General features: G+C 55.4%; 20 protein-coding genes and 1 riboswitch. Of the genes, 11 read left to right on the top strand and 9 right to left on the bottom strand.

All coding sequences use genetic code 11. The annotated features are described in order from the left end of the window. Window positions 1-195 precede the first annotated feature (195 nt). The 4 genes from GJ746_RS21940 (at window position 196) to glgS (ending at window position 6,326) form a co-directional block, all read left to right on the top strand. The gene (locus GJ746_RS21940; protein WP_154682090.1) at window positions 196-1,494 is read left to right on the top strand and encodes an inorganic triphosphatase; all 1,299 of its coding nucleotides are present in this window, start codon (window positions 196-198) and stop codon (window positions 1,492-1,494) included. Window positions 1,495-1,517: 23 nt separating this feature from the next. Continuing rightward, entirely contained in the window at window positions 1,518-4,352 is a 2,835-nt protein-coding gene (gene glnE / locus GJ746_RS21935) for a bifunctional [glutamate--ammonia ligase]-adenylyl-L-tyrosine phosphorylase/[glutamate--ammonia-ligase] adenylyltransferase (protein WP_154682089.1), read from the top strand. Window positions 4,353-4,410: 58 nt separating this feature from the next. Continuing rightward, window positions 4,411-5,844 carry a bifunctional D-glycero-beta-D-manno-heptose-7-phosphate kinase/D-glycero-beta-D-manno-heptose 1-phosphate adenylyltransferase HldE gene (hldE, locus tag GJ746_RS21930; RefSeq protein WP_154682088.1) on the top strand — a complete coding sequence of 478 codons (1,434 nt, stop codon included), beginning with the start codon at window positions 4,411-4,413 and terminating at the stop codon, window positions 5,842-5,844. A gap of 272 nt (window positions 5,845-6,116) precedes the next feature. Next, window positions 6,117-6,326 carry a cell surface composition regulator GlgS gene (gene glgS / locus GJ746_RS21925; RefSeq protein WP_154682087.1) on the top strand — a complete coding sequence of 70 codons (210 nt, stop codon included), beginning with the start codon at window positions 6,117-6,119 and terminating at the stop codon, window positions 6,324-6,326. Between the two features lie 54 nt (window positions 6,327-6,380). Here the strand turns inward: glgS and ubiK are convergent, their stop codons facing one another. Then, window positions 6,381-6,662 (bottom strand): ubiquinone biosynthesis accessory factor UbiK, encoded by a 282-nt coding sequence (ubiK, locus tag GJ746_RS21920; RefSeq protein WP_154682086.1) that lies wholly within the window; start codon window positions 6,660-6,662, stop codon window positions 6,381-6,383. A 120-nt stretch (window positions 6,663-6,782) separates the two neighbouring features. After that, window positions 6,783-6,934, top strand: a riboswitch (FMN riboswitch). A gap of 105 nt (window positions 6,935-7,039) precedes the next feature. Between ubiK and ribB the strand changes: the two genes are divergently transcribed. Next, window positions 7,040-7,693 (top strand): 3,4-dihydroxy-2-butanone-4-phosphate synthase, encoded by a 654-nt coding sequence (gene ribB / locus GJ746_RS21915; RefSeq protein WP_154682085.1) that lies wholly within the window; start codon window positions 7,040-7,042, stop codon window positions 7,691-7,693. 55 nt (window positions 7,694-7,748) lie between these two features. Here the strand turns inward: ribB and zupT are convergent, their stop codons facing one another. Next, complete coding sequence (gene zupT / locus GJ746_RS21910) at window positions 7,749-8,519, bottom strand: zinc transporter ZupT (protein ID WP_154682084.1); 771 nt, start codon at window positions 8,517-8,519, stop codon at window positions 7,749-7,751. Between the two features lie 193 nt (window positions 8,520-8,712). Here zupT and ygiD point away from each other — a divergent pair, with 193 nt between their 5' ends. Beyond that, the gene (ygiD, locus tag GJ746_RS21905; RefSeq protein WP_154682083.1) at window positions 8,713-9,504 is read left to right on the top strand and encodes a 4,5-DOPA dioxygenase extradiol; all 792 of its coding nucleotides are present in this window, start codon (window positions 8,713-8,715) and stop codon (window positions 9,502-9,504) included. Between the two features lie 45 nt (window positions 9,505-9,549). Here ygiD and GJ746_RS21900 read toward each other — a convergent pair whose 3' ends face one another. From GJ746_RS21900 to tolC, 3 genes are all read right to left on the bottom strand, one after another. After that, window positions 9,550-10,710, bottom strand: coding sequence for a glutathionylspermidine synthase family protein (locus GJ746_RS21900; protein ID WP_154682082.1), 1,161 nt, complete (start codon window positions 10,708-10,710; stop codon window positions 9,550-9,552). A gap of 5 nt (window positions 10,711-10,715) precedes the next feature. Further along, window positions 10,716-11,384, bottom strand: a complete 669-nt coding sequence (locus GJ746_RS21895) for a DUF1190 family protein (RefSeq protein ID WP_142466770.1) — start codon at window positions 11,382-11,384, stop codon at window positions 10,716-10,718. A 170-nt stretch (window positions 11,385-11,554) separates the two neighbouring features. After that, entirely contained in the window at window positions 11,555-13,003 is a 1,449-nt protein-coding gene (gene tolC, locus GJ746_RS21890; protein ID WP_154682081.1) for an outer membrane channel protein TolC, read from the bottom strand. Between the two features lie 195 nt (window positions 13,004-13,198). Here tolC and nudF point away from each other — a divergent pair, with 195 nt between their 5' ends. The 5 genes from nudF to parE are packed head-to-tail and all read left to right on the top strand — an operon-like array spanning window position 13,199 to window position 17,603. Further along, window positions 13,199-13,831 carry an ADP-ribose diphosphatase gene (nudF, locus tag GJ746_RS21885; protein WP_154682080.1) on the top strand — a complete coding sequence of 211 codons (633 nt, stop codon included), beginning with the start codon at window positions 13,199-13,201 and terminating at the stop codon, window positions 13,829-13,831. Continuing rightward, the gene (locus GJ746_RS21880) at window positions 13,828-14,250 is read left to right on the top strand and encodes a DUF1249 family protein (protein WP_154682079.1); all 423 of its coding nucleotides are present in this window, start codon (window positions 13,828-13,830) and stop codon (window positions 14,248-14,250) included. The genes nudF and GJ746_RS21880 overlap by 4 nt, the downstream gene beginning before the upstream one ends. Window positions 14,251-14,274: 24 nt before the next feature. After that, window positions 14,275-15,102, top strand: a complete 828-nt coding sequence (gene cpdA / locus GJ746_RS21875) for a 3',5'-cyclic-AMP phosphodiesterase (RefSeq protein ID WP_154682078.1) — start codon at window positions 14,275-14,277, stop codon at window positions 15,100-15,102. Beyond that, entirely contained in the window at window positions 15,102-15,677 is a 576-nt protein-coding gene (yqiA, locus tag GJ746_RS21870) for an esterase YqiA (RefSeq protein WP_154682077.1), read from the top strand. Before cpdA ends, yqiA begins: the two co-directional genes overlap by 1 nt. A gap of 30 nt (window positions 15,678-15,707) precedes the next feature. Beyond that, window positions 15,708-17,603 carry a DNA topoisomerase IV subunit B gene (gene parE / locus GJ746_RS21865; protein WP_154682076.1) on the top strand — a complete coding sequence of 632 codons (1,896 nt, stop codon included), beginning with the start codon at window positions 15,708-15,710 and terminating at the stop codon, window positions 17,601-17,603. A 44-nt stretch (window positions 17,604-17,647) separates the two neighbouring features. Here the strand turns inward: parE and GJ746_RS21860 are convergent, their stop codons facing one another. From GJ746_RS21860 to qseB, 4 genes are all read right to left on the bottom strand, one after another. After that, window positions 17,648-17,962, bottom strand: coding sequence for a putative quinol monooxygenase (locus GJ746_RS21860; RefSeq protein ID WP_004105848.1), 315 nt, complete (start codon window positions 17,960-17,962; stop codon window positions 17,648-17,650). A 90-nt stretch (window positions 17,963-18,052) separates the two neighbouring features. Further along, on the bottom strand, window positions 18,053-18,634 hold the full coding sequence (locus tag GJ746_RS21855) for an NAD(P)H-dependent oxidoreductase (RefSeq protein WP_154682075.1): 582 nt from the start codon (window positions 18,632-18,634) through the stop codon (window positions 18,053-18,055). A gap of 107 nt (window positions 18,635-18,741) precedes the next feature. Then, window positions 18,742-20,091, bottom strand: coding sequence for a quorum sensing histidine kinase QseC (qseC, locus tag GJ746_RS21850; RefSeq protein WP_154682074.1), 1,350 nt, complete (start codon window positions 20,089-20,091; stop codon window positions 18,742-18,744). After that, the gene (qseB, locus tag GJ746_RS21845; protein ID WP_154682073.1) at window positions 20,088-20,747 is read right to left on the bottom strand and encodes a quorum sensing response regulator transcription factor QseB; all 660 of its coding nucleotides are present in this window, start codon (window positions 20,745-20,747) and stop codon (window positions 20,088-20,090) included. Before qseB ends, qseC begins: the two co-directional genes overlap by 4 nt. Between the last annotated feature and the right edge of the window lie 129 nt (window positions 20,748-20,876).

Raw genomic sequence — 20,876 nt, 5'->3', positions numbered from 1 at the left:
AAAAAGTTGAACGATAGTAGTGGCATCGCCGAAGCGACGCAAAGTTTTCCGCCACAATCGGAATCATCCAGGAGGTGGCCCGGCAAAATGCGCATTGCATGGCGATTCGCCGCAAAATACTATCTACTGACAAGAAATATCGTTGTTAGTTCGCCGCAATTTCCCGGCACAGCATATAAGCGGAAGAATTCAGTCATGGCTCAAGAAATCGAATTAAAGTTTATCGTCGCTCAGGATGGGGTTGACGCGCTGCGTCAGCACCTCAATACGCTTGAGGCAAAGCATACGCCCGCAGGTCAATTGCTGAATATCTACTACGAAACGGCGGATAACTGGCTGCGCCGCCACGATATGGGGCTGCGCATTCGCGGCGACCAGGGGCGCTATGAAATGACGCTGAAAATCGCCGGCCGCGCGGTGGGCGGCCTGCATCAGCGTCCGGAATATAACATCCCGCTGGAAACCGCGGAGCTGGCGCTGGATAAACTGCCGGCCGAAGTCTGGCCGCAGGATGAACTGCCGGCGGAACTTGCGCAGAACGTACAGCCGCTTTTCAGCACTGATTTTGAGCGTGAAAAGTGGATGGTGAAGGAGGGCGGCAGCGAAATTGAAATCGCTCTCGACCGCGGCGAAGTCAAAGCCGGCGAGCATAGTCAGCCGATTTGTGAACTGGAGCTGGAGCTCTTGTCCGGTAATACGCAGGACATTCTCACTCTTGCCCGTCGCCTGCTGGACACCGGCGTGCTGCGCCAGGGAAGCCTGAGCAAAGCGGCGCGTGGTTACCATCTGGCGCAGGGCAATGAAGAGCGCCAGCTGACGGCGCTATCCATTCTCCGCGTGGTGCCGAAGGCCAGCGTCGAACAGGGGCTGGAAGCGGCGCTGGAAAGCGCGCTGGCGCACTGGCTATATCACGATGAAGTCCTCAATTGCGGCAATCTGAAGGCGAAAGCGGAGATTCTGCACGCCATCGCCCGCGTACGGCACGCGCTGGTATTGTTTGGCGGCATTGTCCCGCGTAAGGCAACCACGCTGCTGCGGGAGCGTTTGAGCGAAGCCGAGGCAGCGCTGGCGGAGGCCGAAACGGCCCAGGCGGCGCTTTTCAGCGTGGCGACGGTCAGAGCTAAGCTGGCGCTCACCGAGCTGCTGGTAAACCGCGGCTGGCGCCCTTTCCTGAGCGCAGCGGGGGAGCAGAAAATTGTCGGATCGTTTAAACGCTTCGCGGATATTCAGCTCTCCAGAGCGGCGGCGGAACTGAAAAACGCCTTCCGCCAGGCATCCCCTGACGGTTATGCCGATCAGCTTCCGCGTCTGACTCGTGAAATTGACACCGTACAGCTGCTATCCGGAGCCTATATCGACGCGGCCGGACCGTGGCTGGAAAACTGGCAGGAAATCCGCCGGGCGATTGCGCACAACGACAGCAGCGTCATTGAATATTTTCGTCGTCAGGCGCTGGCAGCGGAGCCGTTCTGGCTGCATAGTGGAAAACGATAATTACAGGCCAGGGAGCCCCTAAGATGCCGCTTTCTTCGCAATTACAGCAGCACTGGCAGACGGTCAAAGATCGGCTGCCAGCGGATTTTCCCGTATCAACGTTGAGCGATCGGGCGCAATCGGTGATGACTTTCAGCGATTTCGTCGAACAGAGTCTCATCGCTCAGCCGCACTGGCTGGCAGAACTTGAAACCTCCCCTCCTGAGGCGCTGGAGTGGCGTCACTACGCCGACTGGCTGCAGGTTTGCCTGGCAGAGGTCAATGATGAAGCTGCGCTGATGCGCGAGCTGCGTCAGTTCCGCCGCAGGATTATGGTGCGTATCGCCTGGGCTCAGGCGCTATCGTTGATCGGCGAAGAGAGTAGTTTGCAGCAGCTAAGCGCATTAGCGGAGACGTTAATCGTTGCCGCACGCGACTGGCTTTATGCCGCCTGCTGTCGCGAATGGGGCACCCCGTGTAATGCTGAAGGTTCACCGCAGCCGCTGCTGATCCTCGGGATGGGCAAGCTCGGCGGCGGCGAGCTGAACTTCTCCTCCGACATCGATCTGATTTTCGCCTGGCCTGAGCACGGCTCCACGCGCGGTGGACGTCGCGAGCTGGATAACGCGCAGTTTTTTACTCGTCTCGGGCAGCGCCTGATTAAGGTACTGGATCAGCCCACTCAGGATGGATTTGTGTATCGCGTAGATATGCGTCTGCGTCCGTTTGGCGACAGCGGCCCGCTGGTGCTGAGTTTTGCCGCGCTGGAGGATTACTACCAGGAGCAGGGGCGAGACTGGGAACGTTACGCGATGGTGAAGGCGAGAATTATGGGCGATAACGATGACGCCTATGCCAGCGAGCTGCGCGCCATGCTGCGGCCGTTTGTCTTCCGCCGCTACATTGATTTCAGCGTGATTCAGTCCCTGCGTAACATGAAGGGTATGATTGCCCGTGAAGTGCGCCGCCGGGGACTGAAGGACAACATCAAACTCGGCGCGGGCGGTATCCGCGAAATTGAATTCATCGTCCAGGTCTTTCAGCTGATTCGTGGCGGTCGCGAGCCGATGCTGCAGCAGCGGGCCCTGCTGCCGACGCTGGCCGCTATCGAAGAGCTGCACCTGCTGCCGGAAGGCGATGCGCAGAGGCTGCGCGAAGCCTATCTGTTTTTACGTCGCCTGGAAAACCTGCTGCAAAGCATCAACGATGAGCAGACGCAAACCCTGCCGCAGGATGAGCTTAATCGTTCCCGGCTGGCATGGGGGATGGGCGTTGCCGACTGGGATACGCTCAGCGCCAGGCTGGCGGAGCAGATGGCCGACGTGCGGCGCGTCTTTAATGAATTAATTGGCGACGATGAAACCCAGTCGCCGGATGAACAGCTTGAAGAGTACTGGCGCGAACTGTGGCAGGACGCGCTACAGGAGGACGATACCAGTCCGGCGTTGGCGCATCTTGCTGATAGCGATCGCCGCAGCGTACTGGCGCTGATCGCTGATTTTCGTAAAGAGCTTGACCGGCGCACTATTGGCCCGCGCGGTCGTCAGGTACTCGATCAGCTCATGCCGCATCTGCTGAGCGAAATTTGCTCGCGCGTGGATGCTCCGGTGCCGCTGGCGCGCATCACGCCGCTACTAACCGGGATTGTCACCCGCACAACCTATCTTGAGCTGCTGAGTGAATTCCCCGGCGCGTTAAAGCACCTGATCAGCCTGTGCGCCGCATCGCCGATGGTCGCCAACCAGCTGGCCCGTCACCCGCTGCTGCTGGATGAGCTGCTGGATCCGAATACGCTCTATCAGCCGACGGCTACCGACGCCTACCGCGATGAGCTACGGCAGTATCTGCTGCGCGTACCGGAAGATGATGAAGAGCAGCAGCTGGAGGCGCTGCGCCAGTTTAAGCAGGCGCAGCTGCTGCATATCGCGGCGGCCGATATTGCCGGGACGCTGCCGGTGATGAAAGTGAGCGATCACTTAACCTGGCTGGCTGAGGCGATGATTGACGCGGTGGTCCAGCAGGCATGGCTGCAGATGGTGGCCCGCTACGGGCAGCCGACGCACCTGCACGATCGCCAGGGGCGCGGTTTTGCGGTGGTCGGCTACGGCAAGCTGGGGGGGTGGGAGCTGGGCTACAGTTCTGACCTCGACCTGGTGTTCCTGCACGATTGCCCGATGGAGGTAATGACCGACGGCGAGCGCGAAATCGACGGCCGCCAGTTTTATCTGCGTCTGGCGCAGCGCATCATGCATCTTTTCAGTACCCGTACATCTTCAGGCATTCTGTACGAAGTGGACGCTCGCTTACGCCCCTCTGGCGCAGCGGGGATGCTGGTCACTACCGCCGATTCCTTTGCTGATTATCAACAGAATGAGGCCTGGACATGGGAGCATCAGGCGCTGGTGCGCGCTCGCGTAGTGTATGGCGATCCAGAGCTACAGGCGCGCTTTGATACCATTCGTCGGGATATTCTCACCACCCCGCGGGAAGGTGAAAAACTGCAGACCGAAGTGCGGGAAATGCGGGAAAAAATGCGCGCCCACCTTGGTAATAAGCATGCCGATCGCTTTGATATTAAAGCCGATGCGGGGGGGATCACGGATATTGAATTTATTACTCAGTATCTGGTCCTACGCTATGCCAGTGATAAACCGAAGCTCACGCGTTGGTCCGATAATGTGCGAATTCTGGAACTGCTGGCGCAGAACGACATTATGGATGAGGCAGAGGCGAGAGCGTTAACCCATGCTTACACAACGCTACGCGATGCGCTACATCATCTGGCCCTGCAGGAGCAGCCGGGGAACGTGGCGCCGGACGCCTTTAGCCTTGAGCGTGAACAGGTCAGCGCCAGCTGGCAGAAATGGTTGATGGCTTAACTAAAAAAGCGGGTGTGCTATTATCGCGCGCAAAGTTTGCGTCTCGCAGGAGAAAGTAATGAAAGTAACGCTGCCAGAGTTTGAACGAGCAGGAGTGTTGGTGGTTGGCGATGTGATGCTTGACCGCTACTGGTATGGCCCCACCAGCCGTATTTCGCCGGAAGCGCCGGTGCCGGTGGTGAAGGTAGAAAATATCGAAGAACGCCCTGGCGGTGCAGCGAACGTGGCGATGAACATCGCTTCACTCGGTGCGACCTCTCGCCTGGTTGGCCTGACCGGGATTGACGATGCTGCCCGTGCGCTGAGTAAAGCGCTGGCTGACGTCAATGTGAAGTGTGACTTCGTATCCGTCCCGACGCATCCGACGATTACCAAACTGCGCGTACTGTCGCGCAACCAGCAGCTGATTCGCCTCGATTTTGAAGAGGGTTTCTCTGGCGTCGACCCGCAGCCGATGCACGAGCGTATTCAGCAGGCGCTGAGTTCCATCGGCGCGCTGGTGCTGTCTGATTACGCCAAGGGCGCGCTGACCAGCGTTCAGACCATGATCAAGCTGGCTCGCGATGCGGGCGTTCCGGTGCTTATCGACCCGAAAGGCACGGATTTTGAACGCTATCGTGGCGCGACTCTGTTGACGCCAAACCTCTCCGAGTTCGAGGCGGTAGCGGGCAAGTGTAAGGATGAAGAAGAGATCGTTGAGCGCGGGATGAAAATCATCGCCGATTTTGAACTGTCCGCGCTGCTGGTGACCCGCTCCGAGCAGGGCATGACGCTGCTGCAGCCGGGCAAGCCGCCGCTGCATATGCCTACTCAGGCGCAGGAGGTTTATGACGTTACCGGCGCAGGCGATACGGTTATTGGCGTGCTGGCGGCGACGCTGGCGTCCGGCAATACGCTGGAAGAAGCCTGCTACTTTGCCAACGCGGCGGCTGGCGTGGTGGTCGGTAAACTCGGAACCTCAACCGTTTCACCTATCGAACTGGAGAACGCGGTACGCGGGCGCTCTGAGACCGGTTTTGGCGTGATGAGCGAAGAAGAGCTGAAGCAGGCGGTAGCCGCGGCGCGCAAGCGCGGCGAGAAAGTAGTGATGACCAATGGCGTGTTCGACATTTTGCATGCGGGCCATGTTTCTTATCTGGCGAACGCGCGTAAGCTGGGCGATCGACTGATTGTTGCGGTGAACAGCGATGCTTCAACTAAGCGTCTGAAAGGCGAGACTCGTCCGGTCAACCCGCTGGAGCAGCGGATGATCGTGCTGGGCGCGCTGGAAGCCGTTGACTGGGTGGTTTCTTTTGAAGAGGATACCCCGCAGCGCCTGATCGCCGGGATTCTGCCGGATCTGCTGGTAAAAGGTGGCGACTATAAGCCGGAACAGATTGCCGGTAGCGAAGAGGTGTGGGCAAACGGCGGCGAGGTGCTGGTGCTTAACTTCGAAGATGGCTGTTCGACAACCAACATCATCAAGAAGATCCAAAAAGATAGCGAGCAGTAATGTTTTCGCTTCAGGCGTTAGCGACTGTGTATCCGGAATTGCCCTGCCAAATGAAGCGTAACCGGCGTTAATGCTGCAAAGTAGTACAAAAGAGGCCCGCGGTCGCATAATCGTGGGCCTCTTTTATTTAATGACGGCATAAATGATTTTGCTCAATAAAGCATCCTTTTAGGCGCATTTTTCGTACAAAAAAAGCTAAGGTAATAATAAATACTGAAGCTAGTAAAAAGCATATGACCAATCAGAACATCAACGGCTGAAGGAGTATGCGTATGAAGAATAACGATATGTATTTGATGAAGAATTTTGATTTTCTGGCTCAGAGTTTCGCCAGAATGAACGCACAAGGTCAGCCAGTCGATCTTCAGGCCATTGTAGGAAATATGGATGAAGAACATCGTGAGTGGTTTTGTCAACGATATGAACTTTATCGCCGGCAGGCAAATAAAGTCACAACACCAGAAGCGGAGCTGGAGCACTAATATACATATCGCAGCGCTAATACGACAACGGGCCTTACGGCCCGTTGCTTGTTTTTACTGCTTTTCTTCGGCGTCTGGAGCCACCGGCGCGATCGCCGAGCGGCTTTCCAGCTCGCTCAGACGCTGTTCCAGAAGCGCCAGTTTTTCGCGAGTGCGCAGCAGCACTTGCGTCTGTACATCGAACTCTTCTCGACTCACCAGGTCCAGGCGAGTTAACTGCGACTGGAGCACCTGACGAATTTTTTTCTCTACGTCTTCCCCCAGATCGCGGAGCCCTTTCGGCATTGATTCATGAACCTGACGGGCGATTTGTTCAATTTTTTTCGGGTCAATCATGGTGAGTTCCTGCTCTGGTCGGTTATCTGCTCATTGTAGTGCGATCGTCGGTGCCTATAAACCATAAATGTTTGAAGCTTATGCATTGCCGACGATAGTCAATAGCGTTATAGTGACTTTGCTTATTCTCAGGGCGGGGCGAAATTCCCCACCGGCGGTAAATCAACCATAGCGTTGAAAGCCCGCGAGCGCTTTCTGTTAATGCAGAAAGGTCAGCAGATCCGGTGTAATTCCGGGGCCGACGGTTAGAGTCCGGATGGGAGAGAGTAACGGCTCAGTCGGGTTTCCGCCCGCTTGCGTTGACTTTTGCCGCTAAACCGGCACTCCTAAGACTGCCCTGATTCTGGTAACCATACAATTAATGAGGTTTTATTACCATGAATCAGACGCTACTTTCCTCTTTTGGTACCGCTTTTGAACGTGTGGAACGTGCTTTAGATGCACTGCGCGAAGGCCGCGGTGTGATGGTGCTTGACGATGAAGATCGTGAAAATGAAGGCGATATGATTTTCGCCGCCGAAACTATGACCGTTGAGCAGATGGCGCTGACCATTCGCCACGGCAGCGGCATTGTTTGCCTGTGCCTGACGGAAGATCGTCGTAAGCAGCTCGACCTGCCAATGATGGTTGAGAACAACACCAGCGCCTACGGTACCGGTTTTACCGTGACCATCGAAGCCGCCGAAGGCGTGACCACCGGCGTTTCCGCCGCTGACCGCGTTACCACCGTTCGCGCGGCAATTGCCGATGGCGCGAAGCCGTCAGATCTGAACCGTCCTGGCCACGTTTTCCCACTGCGCGCGCAGCCGGGCGGCGTTCTGACCCGTGGTGGCCATACCGAAGCAACCATCGACCTGGTTACGCTGGCTGGTCTCAAACCGGCAGGCGTACTGTGCGAGCTGACCAACGACGATGGTACTATGGCGCGGGCGCCGCAGTGCATTGAATTTGCTAAACAGCACAATATGGAAGTGGTCACGATTGAAGATTTAGTGGCTTATCGTCGTGAACACGAGCGTAAAGCGAGCTAATCTGGCTTATCTGCTTAACAAGGCCCACGTCATGTGGGCCTTGTTGTTTTTACCTTTAGCCAATTCCAACCGTTTGTAAAACAACGAGGCTTAATCCCATTACCGACATCCCGCACAGCACGCCGTAGCTTGGGTTGCTTTGTGGATCGAGCTCTTTTGCCAGCGGCATAAGCTCATCTATAGACAGCGCAATCATAATACCGGCGACCGTTGCCATGATTGCTGCCATCAGCACCGGAGAGACCAAACTACCAAGGATCAGCCACGCCAGCACGCCGCCGAAGATTTCCGCCAGGCCGGAGAGTCCCGCCCAGAACACCGCTTTACTCCTGGACCCCGTGGCGGCATATACCGGTCCGGCTACCGCCAGCCCTTCCGGGATATTATGTAAAGCAACGGCTAAGGCAACCCCCATCCCCAGCTCCAGGTTATTGCTGGCCGTCACGAAGGTCGCAATGCCTTCGGGGAAGTTATGCAGACTGATGCCTAATGTCAGCAGTATCGCCGTACGTTTCAGGTTACGCGGGCGGGAAATACCTGGCGTCATCAGATCCTGCGGATGCGCGTGAGGCAACATGCGGTCAAGGGCAAAATAGCCCAGAAGACCGATGATAAACATGCCATAGCCGAGTAAAGGCGACATTCCTTCGGTTGCCAGCGCAGCCGGCAGCATCTCCATTAATGAAATCAGCAACATGATCCCGGCGGCGAAGCCCAGAGAGAACCCCAACAAGCGGTTCGAGGGTTTTTGCCCGATAACGCCAAAAATGGCCCCAATAAAGGTGGCACTCCCTGCCAGCAGGGTCAAAATTATGGGGGATGACATCACTTACCTCTTTGTGAAAATGATTCTCATTAATGATATCTCTATTAGTTGATGACCGCGAGAGAGGAGATTCACTCTTTACCGCCCCTTACATTCAAATTTTCTGACGATCATCATCATTCTTATCTGAGTTTAACCTGAATGGAAAGAGCGTAATGTAAATGCATAAACACTCTTAATAAAGGATATCACTATGTCCCTTACCCGTATGCCCGCGCTGTTTCTAGGTCACGGTAGTCCGATGAACGTGCTGGAAGATAACATCTATACTCGCGCCTGGCGGCATCTGGGCGAGACTCTGCCACGGCCTAAAGCCATTGTGGTGATATCCGCGCACTGGTTCACACGCGGTACCGGAGTCACCGCGATGGAAGCGCCGAAAACGATTCATGATTTTGGCGGGTTTCCGCAGGCGCTATACGATACCCACTATCCGGCGCCGGGTTCACCAGAACTGGCCAGGCGTTTGGTTGAGCTGCTGGCGCCGGTGCCGGTGACGCTGGATAAAGAAGCCTGGGGCTTTGACCACGGCTCGTGGGGCGTATTGATTAAAATGTATCCCGACGCCGATATTCCGATGGTGCAGCTGAGTATCGACAGTACTAAACCCGCGGCATGGCACTTCGAAATGGGGCGTAAGCTGGCTCAGCTGCGTGATGAAGGGATTATGCTGGTCGCAAGCGGCAACGTAGTGCATAACCTGCGTACCGCGCGCTGGCACGGTGAGAATACGCCATATCCCTGGGCTGAGTCGTTTAATGAATACGTGAAAGCGAATATGAACTGGAAAGGCCCCGTGGCTGAGCATCCGCTGGTGAATTACCTGTCGCATGAAGGTGGAGCACTGTCTAACCCGACGGCCGATCACTTCCTGCCGTTGCTGTACGTGCTGGGGGCCTGGGATGGTGAAGAACCGATAACTATTCCGGTGGAAGGAATAGAAATGGGGTCGTTGAGCATGCTGTCGGTGGTGATTGGCGCCTGAAAATAGTTAAACCCCGGCCGTAAAGGATACTGCCGGGGTTAGATGTTACTCGACGAAAATGTGCGGATAAAAACGCGACAGATCCTGGGTTATCATCGCCCGGTCTTCACGAATACCGATTCCCGCAGGCTGGTCGTTAATCAGCCAGCTGCCGATAAGGGTGTAGCTGTCACCAAACTTCGGCAACGGATAGAACTCCTGTACGATAGTACCTTCTTCACCGTACGGACCCTCCACCGCCTCCAGCACTTTGCCGTTTTCGACAATAGAGATGTTAGCCCCTTCGCGGGAGAAGATGGGTTTGATAACGTATTTTTCCATCTCCGGGTGCGCATCTTCGCTGAAGTAAGCGGCCAGCAGATTCGGATGGTTCGGGAACATCTCCCACAGCAGCGGCAGTAGCGCTTTGTTGGAGATTATGCTCTTCCAGGCCGGTTCCAGCCAGCGCACGCCAGCATCTTCCAGCTTGGTAGAGAAAACCTCCCGCAGCATGTACTCCCACGGATAGAGCTTGAACAGATTACCAATCACCTGATCCTGCAGATCGGTAAACTGACCTTTTTCGCCAAGGCCGATATCTTCGATGTACAGGAACTCGGTTGCCACGCCCGCTTCTGCTGCACAATCCTGCAAATATTGCACGGTACCGCGATCTTCAACGGTGTCGCGGCAGCAGGCCATATGCAGCAGCTGGAAGCCAAACTGTTCGCGCAGCTCGCCGAAGCGATCGATCAGCTTCTCCTGCAGGCTATTGAACTGATCGCTGCCCGCAGGCAGCTGACCGGCGTTCAGCTGATCTTCCATCCAGAGCCACTGGAAAAAGGCCGCTTCATAGAGAGACGTCGGCGTATCGGCGTTATTTTCCAGCAGTTTTGGTTCTCCCACGCCGTCCCATGCGAGATCGAGACGCGAGTACAGCGATGGCTGGTTGGTTTTCCAGGACTGGCGCACGAACCCCCAGGTATGTTTGGGAATACGAAATTTGGCCATTAAATCGTCGCTGGCGATGACTTTCTCAACCGCCTGCAGACACATCTGATGCAGCTCGGCAGTGACGTCTTCGAGCTTCTCAACCTGCGCCAGCGTCAGTTTGTAATAGGCTTCTTCGCTCCAGTACGGTTCACCGTACATGGTGTGAAAGTTAAAGCCATACTCTGTCGCTTTTTCCCGCCAGTCCGGACGCTCGGTAATGCTGATTCTTTCCATGTTGCTTAGCCGCCCATCGAGCGTGAAGAAGAGGAGCTCGCAGAGCTGCGCTGCATGGTGGATTGTTTCGCGACCGAATCACCGAATCCGCCGCGCGTCACGGTGCTGGTGGTCGCCGGTTTTGGCGCCATCGCGGTTTTCGGCACGTTCATGGTACGGCCCGGCTGCGCTGCGCCGTAGCTCTTACCACCAGCGTCGGTATATTTACCATAGGCCGGGCTGGCCGGATTTTTTGAACTGAACAGCGGCTGCTGGGCGCCCATTCCGCCGCCCATCATGCGACCCATCATGTAGCCGGCCATCAGCGGCATCCAGAAGCTACCGCTGCTTTGCGCCTGGGCCTGATTTTCCGGAGCCATGCCTGCCTGAGCCGGCGTCTGCTGACACTGACCTTCACCAAATTCGGCTACGCAATCTTCACGCGTGGCATATTTCGGTGCGGTACGTTCTGCTTCTTTGAGTGCGTTGTTATAGGCAGTGGTGCACTCAGCTGATTTGCTCGGATTGGCGGCAGAGCAGTCATCGGCGTTTTGATACAGAGAAACCGTCTCATCGCTTTGTTCACAACCGGCCAGCATAAATACCGCCGTGACGGCAAGCGCAACGGGAGTTAAATGGCGCGCGCTCCAGCTTTTGCGAAAGGAGGCGTGATTGATATTTTTTGTCCGTTTCATGATTGTCTTTCCTGGACCCAGTGGTATGCGTTTTGTTAACGCTCAGGATAGAGGATGAGTGGTGGAAAATGAAGCGAATAGGGGCGGAAAGCGGGAGATCTTTACGTTGCCTTACGTTTAACGCTTCGCTTACCCGGGCGGATAAGCGAAGCGTGGACTACGTAAGCTGATTACTGACGGAACGGATTGCTGCCGCTAGTGCTGCGTACGGATGCCGGTTTTGCCGCGGCGGTATTGCTATAACCGTCTGCGCTGGCGTCCTGTTGCGGATTCTCTGGCGCTACGCTATCCGGCGAAGTCGGGATAGGTTTGCCCAGCGTATTATTCAGCGCTACCAGATCCTGCTCATTCAGCGTGCCGAGAGCAGATTTGATGTTCAGTTCGTTGATCAGGTAGTTATAACGTGCGTTGGAGAGCTGCTGTTTGGCGTTATACAGCGTCGTGGTCGCATCCAGCACATCAACGATGGTACGGGTACCCACCGAATAACCGGCTTCCATCGCATCTAATGAACTTTGCGCGGAAACCACGGCCTGTTTGTAGGCGTTGATACTGCTGATAGACGCGTTGACGTTGTTAAAAGATGAACGAACGGTCTGTACGACGCTACGATGTGCGCTTTCCAGCTGTTCGCTGGCGCCCACAAAGTTGTACTGAGCTTGTTTAACCTGCGAGTTAACCATCCCGCCCTGATACAGCGGCAGGGAGAAGCTCAGGCCGATTTTATTCTGCCCGACGTCAGCATCCTGTGAAATGCTCTTTGAGCCGCTGTAGCGGTTATTAGAGACGCCACTGGAAGCGTTCAAATTTAGCGTCGGCAGATGACCATCCTGCGCCTGGCGAATTTGCTCGCGCGCCAGGTCCTGGCTCAGACGGGCCTGCAGCAGCGACAGGTTGCGGTTTTCCGCTTCTTTCAGCAGCGCGTTAACGGCTGACGGCTTGTTGGTTTTAAAACCATCAACGTTTAGAGAGGCCAGCTCCGGATAGTAGTTGCCGGTCACCTGACGCAGCTCTTCAACCGCGTTGTCGAGGTCGTTGCGCGCGGTAACTTCATTCGCCAGCACGGCATCATATTGTGAACGGGCGTTCTGCACGTCGGTGATGGCAACCAGACCAACGTTAAAGCGCTGGGTTGTCTGATCTAACTGGCGGTAAATAGCCTGTTTCTGCGCTTCGGTATAGGAGAGCGTATCGATAGCGGCCAGCACTTTAAAGTAAGCGGTTGCGGTGTTCAGAATTAGCGTTTGCTGGTCAGTCTGGTAAGTGACGTCCTGGATACCGGCCGTTTTTTCCTGCAGCGTCAGCGAGCGCCACTTCGACATATCGAACAGAACCTGCGTTAACTGCAGCGAGCCGCTGGTAACATTGGAATTCTGGTCTTTGTAATCACGAAAGCCGCTGGTATAGGTATAATCAGCACCCAGACCGAGCTGTGGCAGTAATGGGCTACGCGCTTCGTTGATCTTCTCGAATGCGGCATCACGATCGGCTGCTGATTTACGCAGATCAGGGTTGCTGATACGCGCCTGCTGATAAACCTGTAGCAGGTTTTCTGCCTGGCTCATGGCGCTGAAGCCAGTCAGGCCCAGGCCGATAAGGATGGGAAAGAGTTTCTTCATTTGCATTCCTTGTTGTGAAGCATTTAGCGCTACTCAAATTCTAAAAATAATCACTGATTGTATAGAGTCTGTTACCGTAAAAAGTTGGCGTTATGTGCCATGGGGCGGTAATTTGCACCAATCTAGCATACAAGCCATAAAACGGTAGCCACACCGCCTATAAATTCATAACTTCATGTTCTACAGGATATCGAAATGAGCGACGTCAATCAGCAGGGGATTACCTTCTCTAAAAACGATGTAGAAATTATTGCACGCGAAAAGCTTTATCGTGGTTTTTTTTCGCTCGATTTATATCGTTTTCGCCATCGCTTGTTTAACGGCGGCATGAGCGGTGAAGTGACCCGCGAAATTTTTGAGCGTGGGCACGCCGCAGTCCTGCTACCCTTTGACCCGATACGTGATGAAGTTGTGCTCGTCGAGCAGATCCGTATTGCGGCGTATGATACCAGCCCGAGCCCGTGGCTGCTCGAAATGGTCGCCGGAATGATTGAGGAAGGGGAGTCTCCCGAAGATGTCGCCCGTCGTGAAGCAGTAGAAGAAGCCGGGCTTGAGGTTGGCCGGGTTAAACCGGTTCTGAGCTACCTGGCCAGCCCCGGCGGTACCAGCGAAAGGTTGTCTATTATGGTGGGGGAGGTCGATGCAACGACGGCAAAAGGAATTCATGGACTGGCCGACGAAAATGAGGATATTCGCGTTCATGTGGTCAGCCGTGAACAGGCTTACCAGTGGGTAGAAGAGGGGAAAATCGACAACGCAGCCTCTGTCATCGCGCTGCAATGGCTGCAGCTGCATTATCACAATTTACGCAATGAGTGGACAAAATGAAGCGTTATACACCTGACTTCCCTGAAATGATGCGCCTGTGTGAAACGAACTTTGCCCAGCTGCGCCGCCTGCTGCCGCGAACGGATGAGGCGGGAGAAAAGGTGAGTTACCAGGTGGGCAACGCGCAATACCGATTAACCATCGTTGAGTCGACCCGCTACACTACATTGGTGACGATTGAACAGACTGCCCCGTCGGTGAGTTACTGGAGCCTGCCGTCGATGACCGTCCGGCTCTATCACGATGCAATGGTCGCTGAAGTGTGTTCAAGTCAGCAGATCTTTCGCTTCAAAGCGCGGTATGATTATCCTAATAAAAAGTTGCATCAACGCGACGAAAAGCATCAAATTAACCAGTTTTTGGCCGATTGGCTGCGATACTGTTTAGCACATGGAGCGATGGCGATTCCGGTTTGTTAGCGTCGTGAAACCTAAGGACACCATTTGGAAAGCCTGTTAAACCTACCTTTGGCTGGTGAGGCCAGAGTCAGGATATTACAAATTACCGATACTCACCTGTTTGCTGAAAAACACGAAACGCTGTTAGGCATCAATACCTGGGAAAGCTATCAGGCTGTACTGGATGCTATCCACGCTTCACAGCGAGAATGCGACCTGATTGTTGCCACCGGCGATTTGGCGCAAGATCACTCTACCGCGGCCTATCAGCACTTTGCTGAAGGCATCGCGAGTTTTGCTGCACCCTGCGTCTGGCTACCGGGCAATCATGATTTTCAACCGGCGATGTACAGCACGCTGCAGGAGTCAGGCATTTCCCCCGCTAAACGCGTTCTGCTGGGCGACCATTGGCAAATATTACTGATGGATAGCCAGGTATTCGGCGTTCCGCACGGTGAGCTGAGCGAATTCCAGCTGGAATGGCTTGAGCAGAAGCTGGCGGAAGTCCCGGAGCGCTATACGCTGCTGCTGTTGCATCATCATCCTCTACCGTCTGGCTGTAGCTGGCTGGATCAGCATAGCCTGCGCAATGCCGGAGAGCTTGATTGCGCGCTGGCCGCCTTTCCCCGCGTTAAGCATCTGCTGTGCGGCCATATTCATCAGGAGCTTGACCTTGACTGGAACGGACGGCGCATGATGGCAACGCCATCTACCTGCGTCCAGTTTAAGCCGCACTGCGCTAATTTCACGCTGGATACCGTTTCTCCCGGCTGGCGCTGGCTGGAGCTGCATCCTGACGGTACATTGACCACTGAAGTTTGCCGCCTTGAAGGCGTGAAATTTCACCCGGATATCGCTTCAGAAGGATACTGATGTCTACGCTTCTTTATCTGCATGGTTTTAACAGCTCGCCGCGGTCGGCAAAAGCGACGGCGCTAAAAGAGTGGCTGGCGCAGACTTATCCCGAAATCTCTATGGTGATACCAGAGCTCCCGGTTTATCCCGCGCAAGCGGCAGAATATCTGGAGGCTATCGTGCTGGAGCGTGGCGGAGAGCCGCTGGGCGTTGTCGGGTCTTCGTTGGGAGGATATTACGCCACCTGGCTATCCCAGTGTTTTATGCTGCCCGCAGTGGTAGTGAACCCTGCGGTGCGCCCGTTTGAGCTATTGAACAATTTTCTTGGCCCTAATGAGAATCCATACACGGGGCAGCAATATGTGCTAGAGTCTCGCCATATTTACGATCTCAAAGTCATGCAAATTGACCCGCTGGAAGCGCCGGATTTAATCTGGTTATTGCAGCAAACGGGTGATGAAGTGCTTGATTACCGCCAGGCCGTTGATTATTTCGCCTCCTGCCGACAAACGGTAGAGGAGGGCGGTAATCACGCATTTGTTGGCTTTGAAGATCATTTCACTCAGATTATCGATTTTCTGGGCCTGCGCTAAGCGGTTCGGAACGACCTACGAATACACACCATGACGCAATCTTCATATAACGCTGATGCCATTGAGGTACTCACCGGGCTAGAGCCGGTTCGCCGCCGTCCGGGAATGTACACGGATACCACACGACCAAACCATCTTGGTCAGGAAGTTATTGATAACAGCGTGGATGAGGCCCTGGCCGGTCACGCGAAGCGGGTGGAGGTCATTCTCCATGCCGATCAGTCGCTGGAAGTTATCGACGATGGACGCGGAATGCCGGTGGATATCCATCCTGAAGAAGGGGTACCGGCAGTTGAGCTGATTCTTTGCCGCCTGCACGCGGGGGGGAAATTCTCCAACAAGAACTATCAGTTCTCCGGCGGTCTGCATGGGGTGGGGATTTCCGTGGTCAATGCCCTGTCGAAGCGCGTCGAAGTCAACGTGCGCCGCGACGGCCAGGTCTATAGCATCGCCTTTGAAAACGGCGATAAAGTAGAAGATCTCCACGTCACCGGCACCTGCGGTAAGCGCAATACCGGTACCAGCGTGCACTTCTGGCCGGATGAAAGCTTCTTTGATAGCCCGCGTTTTTCCGTCTCGCGTCTTTCGCATTTATTAAAAGCCAAGGCCGTTCTTTGCCCGGGCGTAGAAATTGTTTTCCGCGATCTGGTCAACGATAGCGAGCAGCGCTGGTGCTACGCCGATGGTCTGAACGACTATCTCAGCGAAGCGGTTAACGGGTTGCCGCTGCTGCCGGAAAAACCCTTCGTCGGCAATTTCTCCGGCGATACCGAAGCGGTCGACTGGGCGCTGTTGTGGCTGCCGGAGGGCGGTGAGCTGCTGACGGAAAGCTACGTTAACCTGATCCCCACCATGCAGGGCGGAACCCACGTTAACGGCCTGCGTCAGGGGCTGCTGGACGCGATGCGCGAGTTCTGTGAATACCGCAATATTTTGCCGCGCGGCGTGAAGCTGTCGGCGGAAGATATCTGGGAGCGCTGCGCCTACGTGCTTTCCGTGAAGATGCAGGATCCGCAGTTTGCCGGGCAGACTAAAGAGCGTCTCTCTTCACGCCAGTGCGCCGCGTTTGTTTCCGGGGTGGTTAAAGATGCGTTCAGCCTGTGGTTAAACCAGAACGTTCAGTCGGCAGAGCTGCTGGCGGAAATGGCGATTTCCAGCGCCCAGCGTCGCCTGCGCGCGGCGAAAAAAGTGGTGCGCAAAAAGCTCACCAGCGGCCCTGCGCTGCCCGGCAAGCTGGCGGACTGCACCGCCCAGGATTTGAACCGAACTGAACTGTTCCTCGTCGAAGGGGATTCAGCAGGCGGTTCTGCCAAGCAGGCGCGGGATCGCGAATATCAGGCGATCATGCCGCTGAAAGGTAAAATCCTTAACACCTGGGAAGTCTCTTCCGATGAAGTGCTGGCGTCCCAGGAAGTGCATGATATTTCGGTCGCCATCGGCATCGATCCGGATAGCGATGACCTGAGCCAGCTGCGCTACGGTAAGATTTGTATTCTGGCGGATGCTGACTCCGATGGTCTGCACATCGCTACGCTGTTGTGCGCGCTATTTGTCAGACACTTCCGTAATCTGGTCAAACACGGCCACGTGTACGTGGCGCTGCCGCCTCTGTACCGTATCGACCTCGGTAAAGAGGTTTACTACGCGCTTACGGAAGAAGAGAAAACCGGCGTTCTGGAGCAGCTTAAACGTAAGAAAGGTAAGCCTAACGTACAGCGCTTTAAAGGTCTGGGTGAGATGAACCCGATGCAGCTGCGCGAGACTACTCTGGATCCGAATACCCGCCGTCTGGTACAGCTGATTATCAACGATGAAGATGAGCAGCAGACGAACGCGATGATGGATATGCTGTTAGCGAAGAAGCGTTCCGAAGATCGGCGCAACTGGCTGCAGGAGAAGGGCGATCTGGCCGAGCTGGATGGATAATGATAAAAAATCGGCCGGGAAACCGGCCGATTGATTTGGCTCGCTTAAATTCCTGATTCTAGGATACGAATGTTCATTTCCAGCACGTCGCCTTTAACAGCTTCGCCGTAGGCTTTCATGTGCGGAGTTTGCAGGTGCGCCTCAAGATGCGCGACGCTTTCCCACTGCTCGACCATCACGATGGAATCCGGTGAGGTGGTCTGAAAACTGACGCCAGCGGCGTGATCTACCAGCGGCGCGTAGCCGTGGCAACCCTCTTCCTGGAGTACGGTCGGGGTAATTTTTGCGAACTGATCCAGCACCGCCTGACGATGATGTTGGCCCGGACGAGTGCGAATTTCAGCGATCACTGTCAACATGGTTAACTCAACTCCTTCTGTATATTCTCATCATACTTCAAGCCGCCGCTATGTGAGCCGCGCTTGTCGTCTTTTCATAACTCAATACAGTTAACCAAAAATTTCCGCCAGATGCTTGCGATATTCTGCCATATAACGTGGAACATCAGGCATTTTGATCACATCGTTGGCGATGAAGGTAGGCAGGGCGGTCATCCCAAGAAACTGATTGGCTTTATGGAACGGCAGGTAAACGCCATCGACGCCGGCGCCGTGGAAAAACTGCTCTTTATCGGTGAAGGCCTCCATCGGCGCGTTCCAGGTCAGAGACAGCATATATTTTTTGCCCTGAATCAGGCCGCCGGAACCATATTTCTTACTGGCATCGGAGCGAGTACGACCATCGCTGGCATACAGAGAGCCGTGACCTTCGGTGAAGACGTCATCGATGTACTTTTTCACCGTCCACGGCGCACCCATCCACCACCCCGGCATCTGCCAGATAACCACGTCAGCCCAGAGAAAATTCTGCACTTCTTCTTTGACATCGTATTCGCTTTCGGCGCGGACGATCTTAACATCATGTCCGGCGTCGCGCAGATAACCATCCGCGACCTCGGTCAGGGTGTCGTTCAGCTGGCCGTTGGAGTGGGCGAATTTTTTCGCACCGTTGATAATCAGAATGTTGCTCATTTTTTATCCTCAACTTTTCAATTTTGTGGTTAATTTTACCCCGATGGGCAGAACGGTAAAATGAGCAAAATGTGCAAAGTCTTTTGCTTTTTTAGCAATAATAGGCGCTACCAGCGAATGCGCGCTTCGAATCCGCCGTCCCGGGCGTTACCGAAGCTGGCCGTCATTCCGTGCAGCGCGGCGATACGTTTGACGATAGATAACCCAAGGCCGCTGCCGGGTTGCTCCTGTCCGGGCGGCCGATAAAAGCGCTCGCCGATACGCGCCAGGGCTTCGGCGCTGATGCCCGGGCCGTTGTCGCGCACGCGAAATTCATGAGCTTCAAGGGTGATATCGACCTGACTTCCGGCAGCGCTATAGCGTACGGCGTTATCTAACAGATTGCGTACCAGCAGACTCAGCAGCAGCGGCTGGCCGATGCGCGTGATGTTATCCGCGTTCAGGTGCAGGCGTAGCTCAACGCCGGCCTGCCGGGCAGGGTGATACATCTCCATCACCGCCGACTGTAGCAGGTCAGTAAGGGCGATAGTCTGGACATCATCCAACTGGGCCAGAGAGTCCAGTCGCGACAGGGTAAGTAGCTGATCGACCAGACGGGTTGCACGGTCGATACCCTGATGAAGCTGTTCCAGCGCCTTATCCAGCCCTTGCGGATCGTCTAACGATAGCTGGGCGACTTCAGTCTGCACCTTCAGCGCCGCCAGCGGGCTACGTAGCTCGTGGGCGGCATCGGACGTGAAGCGACGCTCGCGGATCATGGCATTGTGCGTCCGGGTAAAAAGCTGATTTAGCGCGTCGACCAGCGGACGGACTTCATTGGGCACGTTGTCGTTATTTAGCGTTTCGGCCGAGTCTGGCGCCCGGGCGCGCAGCGTGTTGGCGAGCTTTTTCAGCGGCGCCAGCTCGCGGCTTAACAGCACGATAAGCAGCAAAAACATCAGCGGGAGCGCGGCCAGCCAGGGGGTGAGCTGGGAGGTAACGATATCAAGCGCCATCTCACGGCGGTAATCCCACTCCTGGCCGACGACGATTCGATGGCGGCCGTCGCGGGTGGTCAGCCACAGGAAACGCCACTCGTCGTCATCTCCGCGCAGATAGCCGTCGCTGAACCCCTCCCGATGGTTGCCCCACAGGATATCCTGGCCATTTTCACCATCGTTAAGCACCATTTTGCCGTCGGTGGTGAAGATGGCGAACGCCAGCGCGTCGTCGTCGAGATGGCCGTGCTTGACCTTTTTCTTCGCCCGTACCTGCGGAGCGAGAGTATGAAGCTCGTCAAAATTCATTGCGCTAAGGCGGCGGGCGAACAGCAGCTGTTGGGTATCGAATAGCTTATCCAGCTTGTCGGTGGTTTGCTGCCAGGCAATAAAACTGGCTATGCCCCAGGCGGCGCTGGTCAGCAGCAGGAAAAAGAGCGTCAGGCGGACGCGCAGGCTCAATCTGCCTTGACGTTTCATGCATCCCCCAGGGTATAGCCGATACCATGTACGGTACGAATGAAACCGCTGCCGAGCTTACGGCGCAGATGATGGACGTGCACTTCTATCGCATTGCTGGAGACATCGTCGTCCCAGTTATAGAGCTTTTCTTCAATCAGCTTGCGCGGCAGTACCCGCCCGGCGTTGCGCATCAGCAGCTCCAGCAGGGCGAACTCCCTGGGCTTGAGCGGTAAGTTTTCGCCGTTCAGTGTGGTAGTGAGCCGGCCAGGATCGAGAACGACATTGCCGTGCCGCAGTTCGCTGCTGCTCTGACCGTGGGCGCGGCGCATCAGCGCTTCCAGACGGGCGGCGACCTCAATCAACGCGAAAGGTTTGCAGAGATAATCATCGGCGCCGAGCCGTAGTCCTTCAACGCGCTGGCTGAGCGCGTCGCGGGCGGTGAGGATCAGTACTGGTTCATGGCGGCCTTTGTCGCGCCATTCGCGCAAAATGTCCAGCCCATCGATACCGGGGAGGGTCAGATCCAGAATAACGGCATCATAGGGGGCATTGTACAGCGCGGCTTTTCCTTCCTCGCCGCGGGTAAACCAGTCGACGCTGAAGCCTAGTTTAGCCAGCCCGGTTTTAATACCGTCACCGATCAGTTTGTCGTCTTCCACCAGTAAAATGCGCATTCTTCTGCTCCTGTGTCCCCCGCCTATGCCAGCAGTAAAGCGCGTTGCGGCGCGTGCTGTACAGTAATAAAATTTATTTTTACCGCTTAAGAAGTTGTTAAGTTTTGCCCGGTGTAATAGTGACGATAC

It is taken from the genome of Klebsiella oxytoca (assembly GCF_009707385.1).
GTDB classification, from domain to species: domain Bacteria; phylum Pseudomonadota; class Gammaproteobacteria; order Enterobacterales; family Enterobacteriaceae; genus Klebsiella; species Klebsiella oxytoca_C.
The sequence above is the reverse complement of the archived record's forward strand: the minus strand, read 5'-3'. Positions and strand labels throughout refer to the sequence as shown.

Coding starts and splice junctions, on each gene's coding strand:
- GJ746_RS21940 (WP_154682090.1), top strand. CDS start 196: ATGGCTCAAGAAATCGAATTAAAGTTTATCGTCGCTCAGGATGGGGTT.
- glnE (WP_154682089.1), top strand. CDS start 1,518: ATGCCGCTTTCTTCGCAATTACAGCAGCACTGGCAGACGGTCAAAGAT.
- hldE (WP_154682088.1), top strand. CDS start 4,411: ATGAAAGTAACGCTGCCAGAGTTTGAACGAGCAGGAGTGTTGGTGGTT.
- glgS (WP_154682087.1), top strand. CDS start 6,117: ATGAAGAATAACGATATGTATTTGATGAAGAATTTTGATTTTCTGGCT.
- ubiK (WP_154682086.1), bottom strand. CDS start 6,662: ATGATTGACCCGAAAAAAATTGAACAAATCGCCCGTCAGGTTCATGAA.
- ribB (WP_154682085.1), top strand. CDS start 7,040: ATGAATCAGACGCTACTTTCCTCTTTTGGTACCGCTTTTGAACGTGTG.
- zupT (WP_154682084.1), bottom strand. CDS start 8,519: ATGTCATCCCCCATAATTTTGACCCTGCTGGCAGGGAGTGCCACCTTT.
- ygiD (WP_154682083.1), top strand. CDS start 8,713: ATGTCCCTTACCCGTATGCCCGCGCTGTTTCTAGGTCACGGTAGTCCG.
- GJ746_RS21900 (WP_154682082.1), bottom strand. CDS start 10,710: ATGGAAAGAATCAGCATTACCGAGCGTCCGGACTGGCGGGAAAAAGCG.
- GJ746_RS21895 (WP_142466770.1), bottom strand. CDS start 11,384: ATGAAACGGACAAAAAATATCAATCACGCCTCCTTTCGCAAAAGCTGG.
- tolC (WP_154682081.1), bottom strand. CDS start 13,003: ATGAAGAAACTCTTTCCCATCCTTATCGGCCTGGGCCTGACTGGCTTC.
- nudF (WP_154682080.1), top strand. CDS start 13,199: ATGAGCGACGTCAATCAGCAGGGGATTACCTTCTCTAAAAACGATGTA.
- GJ746_RS21880 (WP_154682079.1), top strand. CDS start 13,828: ATGAAGCGTTATACACCTGACTTCCCTGAAATGATGCGCCTGTGTGAA.
- yqiA (WP_154682077.1), top strand. CDS start 15,102: ATGTCTACGCTTCTTTATCTGCATGGTTTTAACAGCTCGCCGCGGTCG.
- parE (WP_154682076.1), top strand. CDS start 15,708: ATGACGCAATCTTCATATAACGCTGATGCCATTGAGGTACTCACCGGG.
- GJ746_RS21860 (WP_004105848.1), bottom strand. CDS start 17,962: ATGTTGACAGTGATCGCTGAAATTCGCACTCGTCCGGGCCAACATCAT.
- GJ746_RS21855 (WP_154682075.1), bottom strand. CDS start 18,634: ATGAGCAACATTCTGATTATCAACGGTGCGAAAAAATTCGCCCACTCC.
- qseC (WP_154682074.1), bottom strand. CDS start 20,091: ATGAAACGTCAAGGCAGATTGAGCCTGCGCGTCCGCCTGACGCTCTTT.
- qseB (WP_154682073.1), bottom strand. CDS start 20,747: ATGCGCATTTTACTGGTGGAAGACGACAAACTGATCGGTGACGGTATT.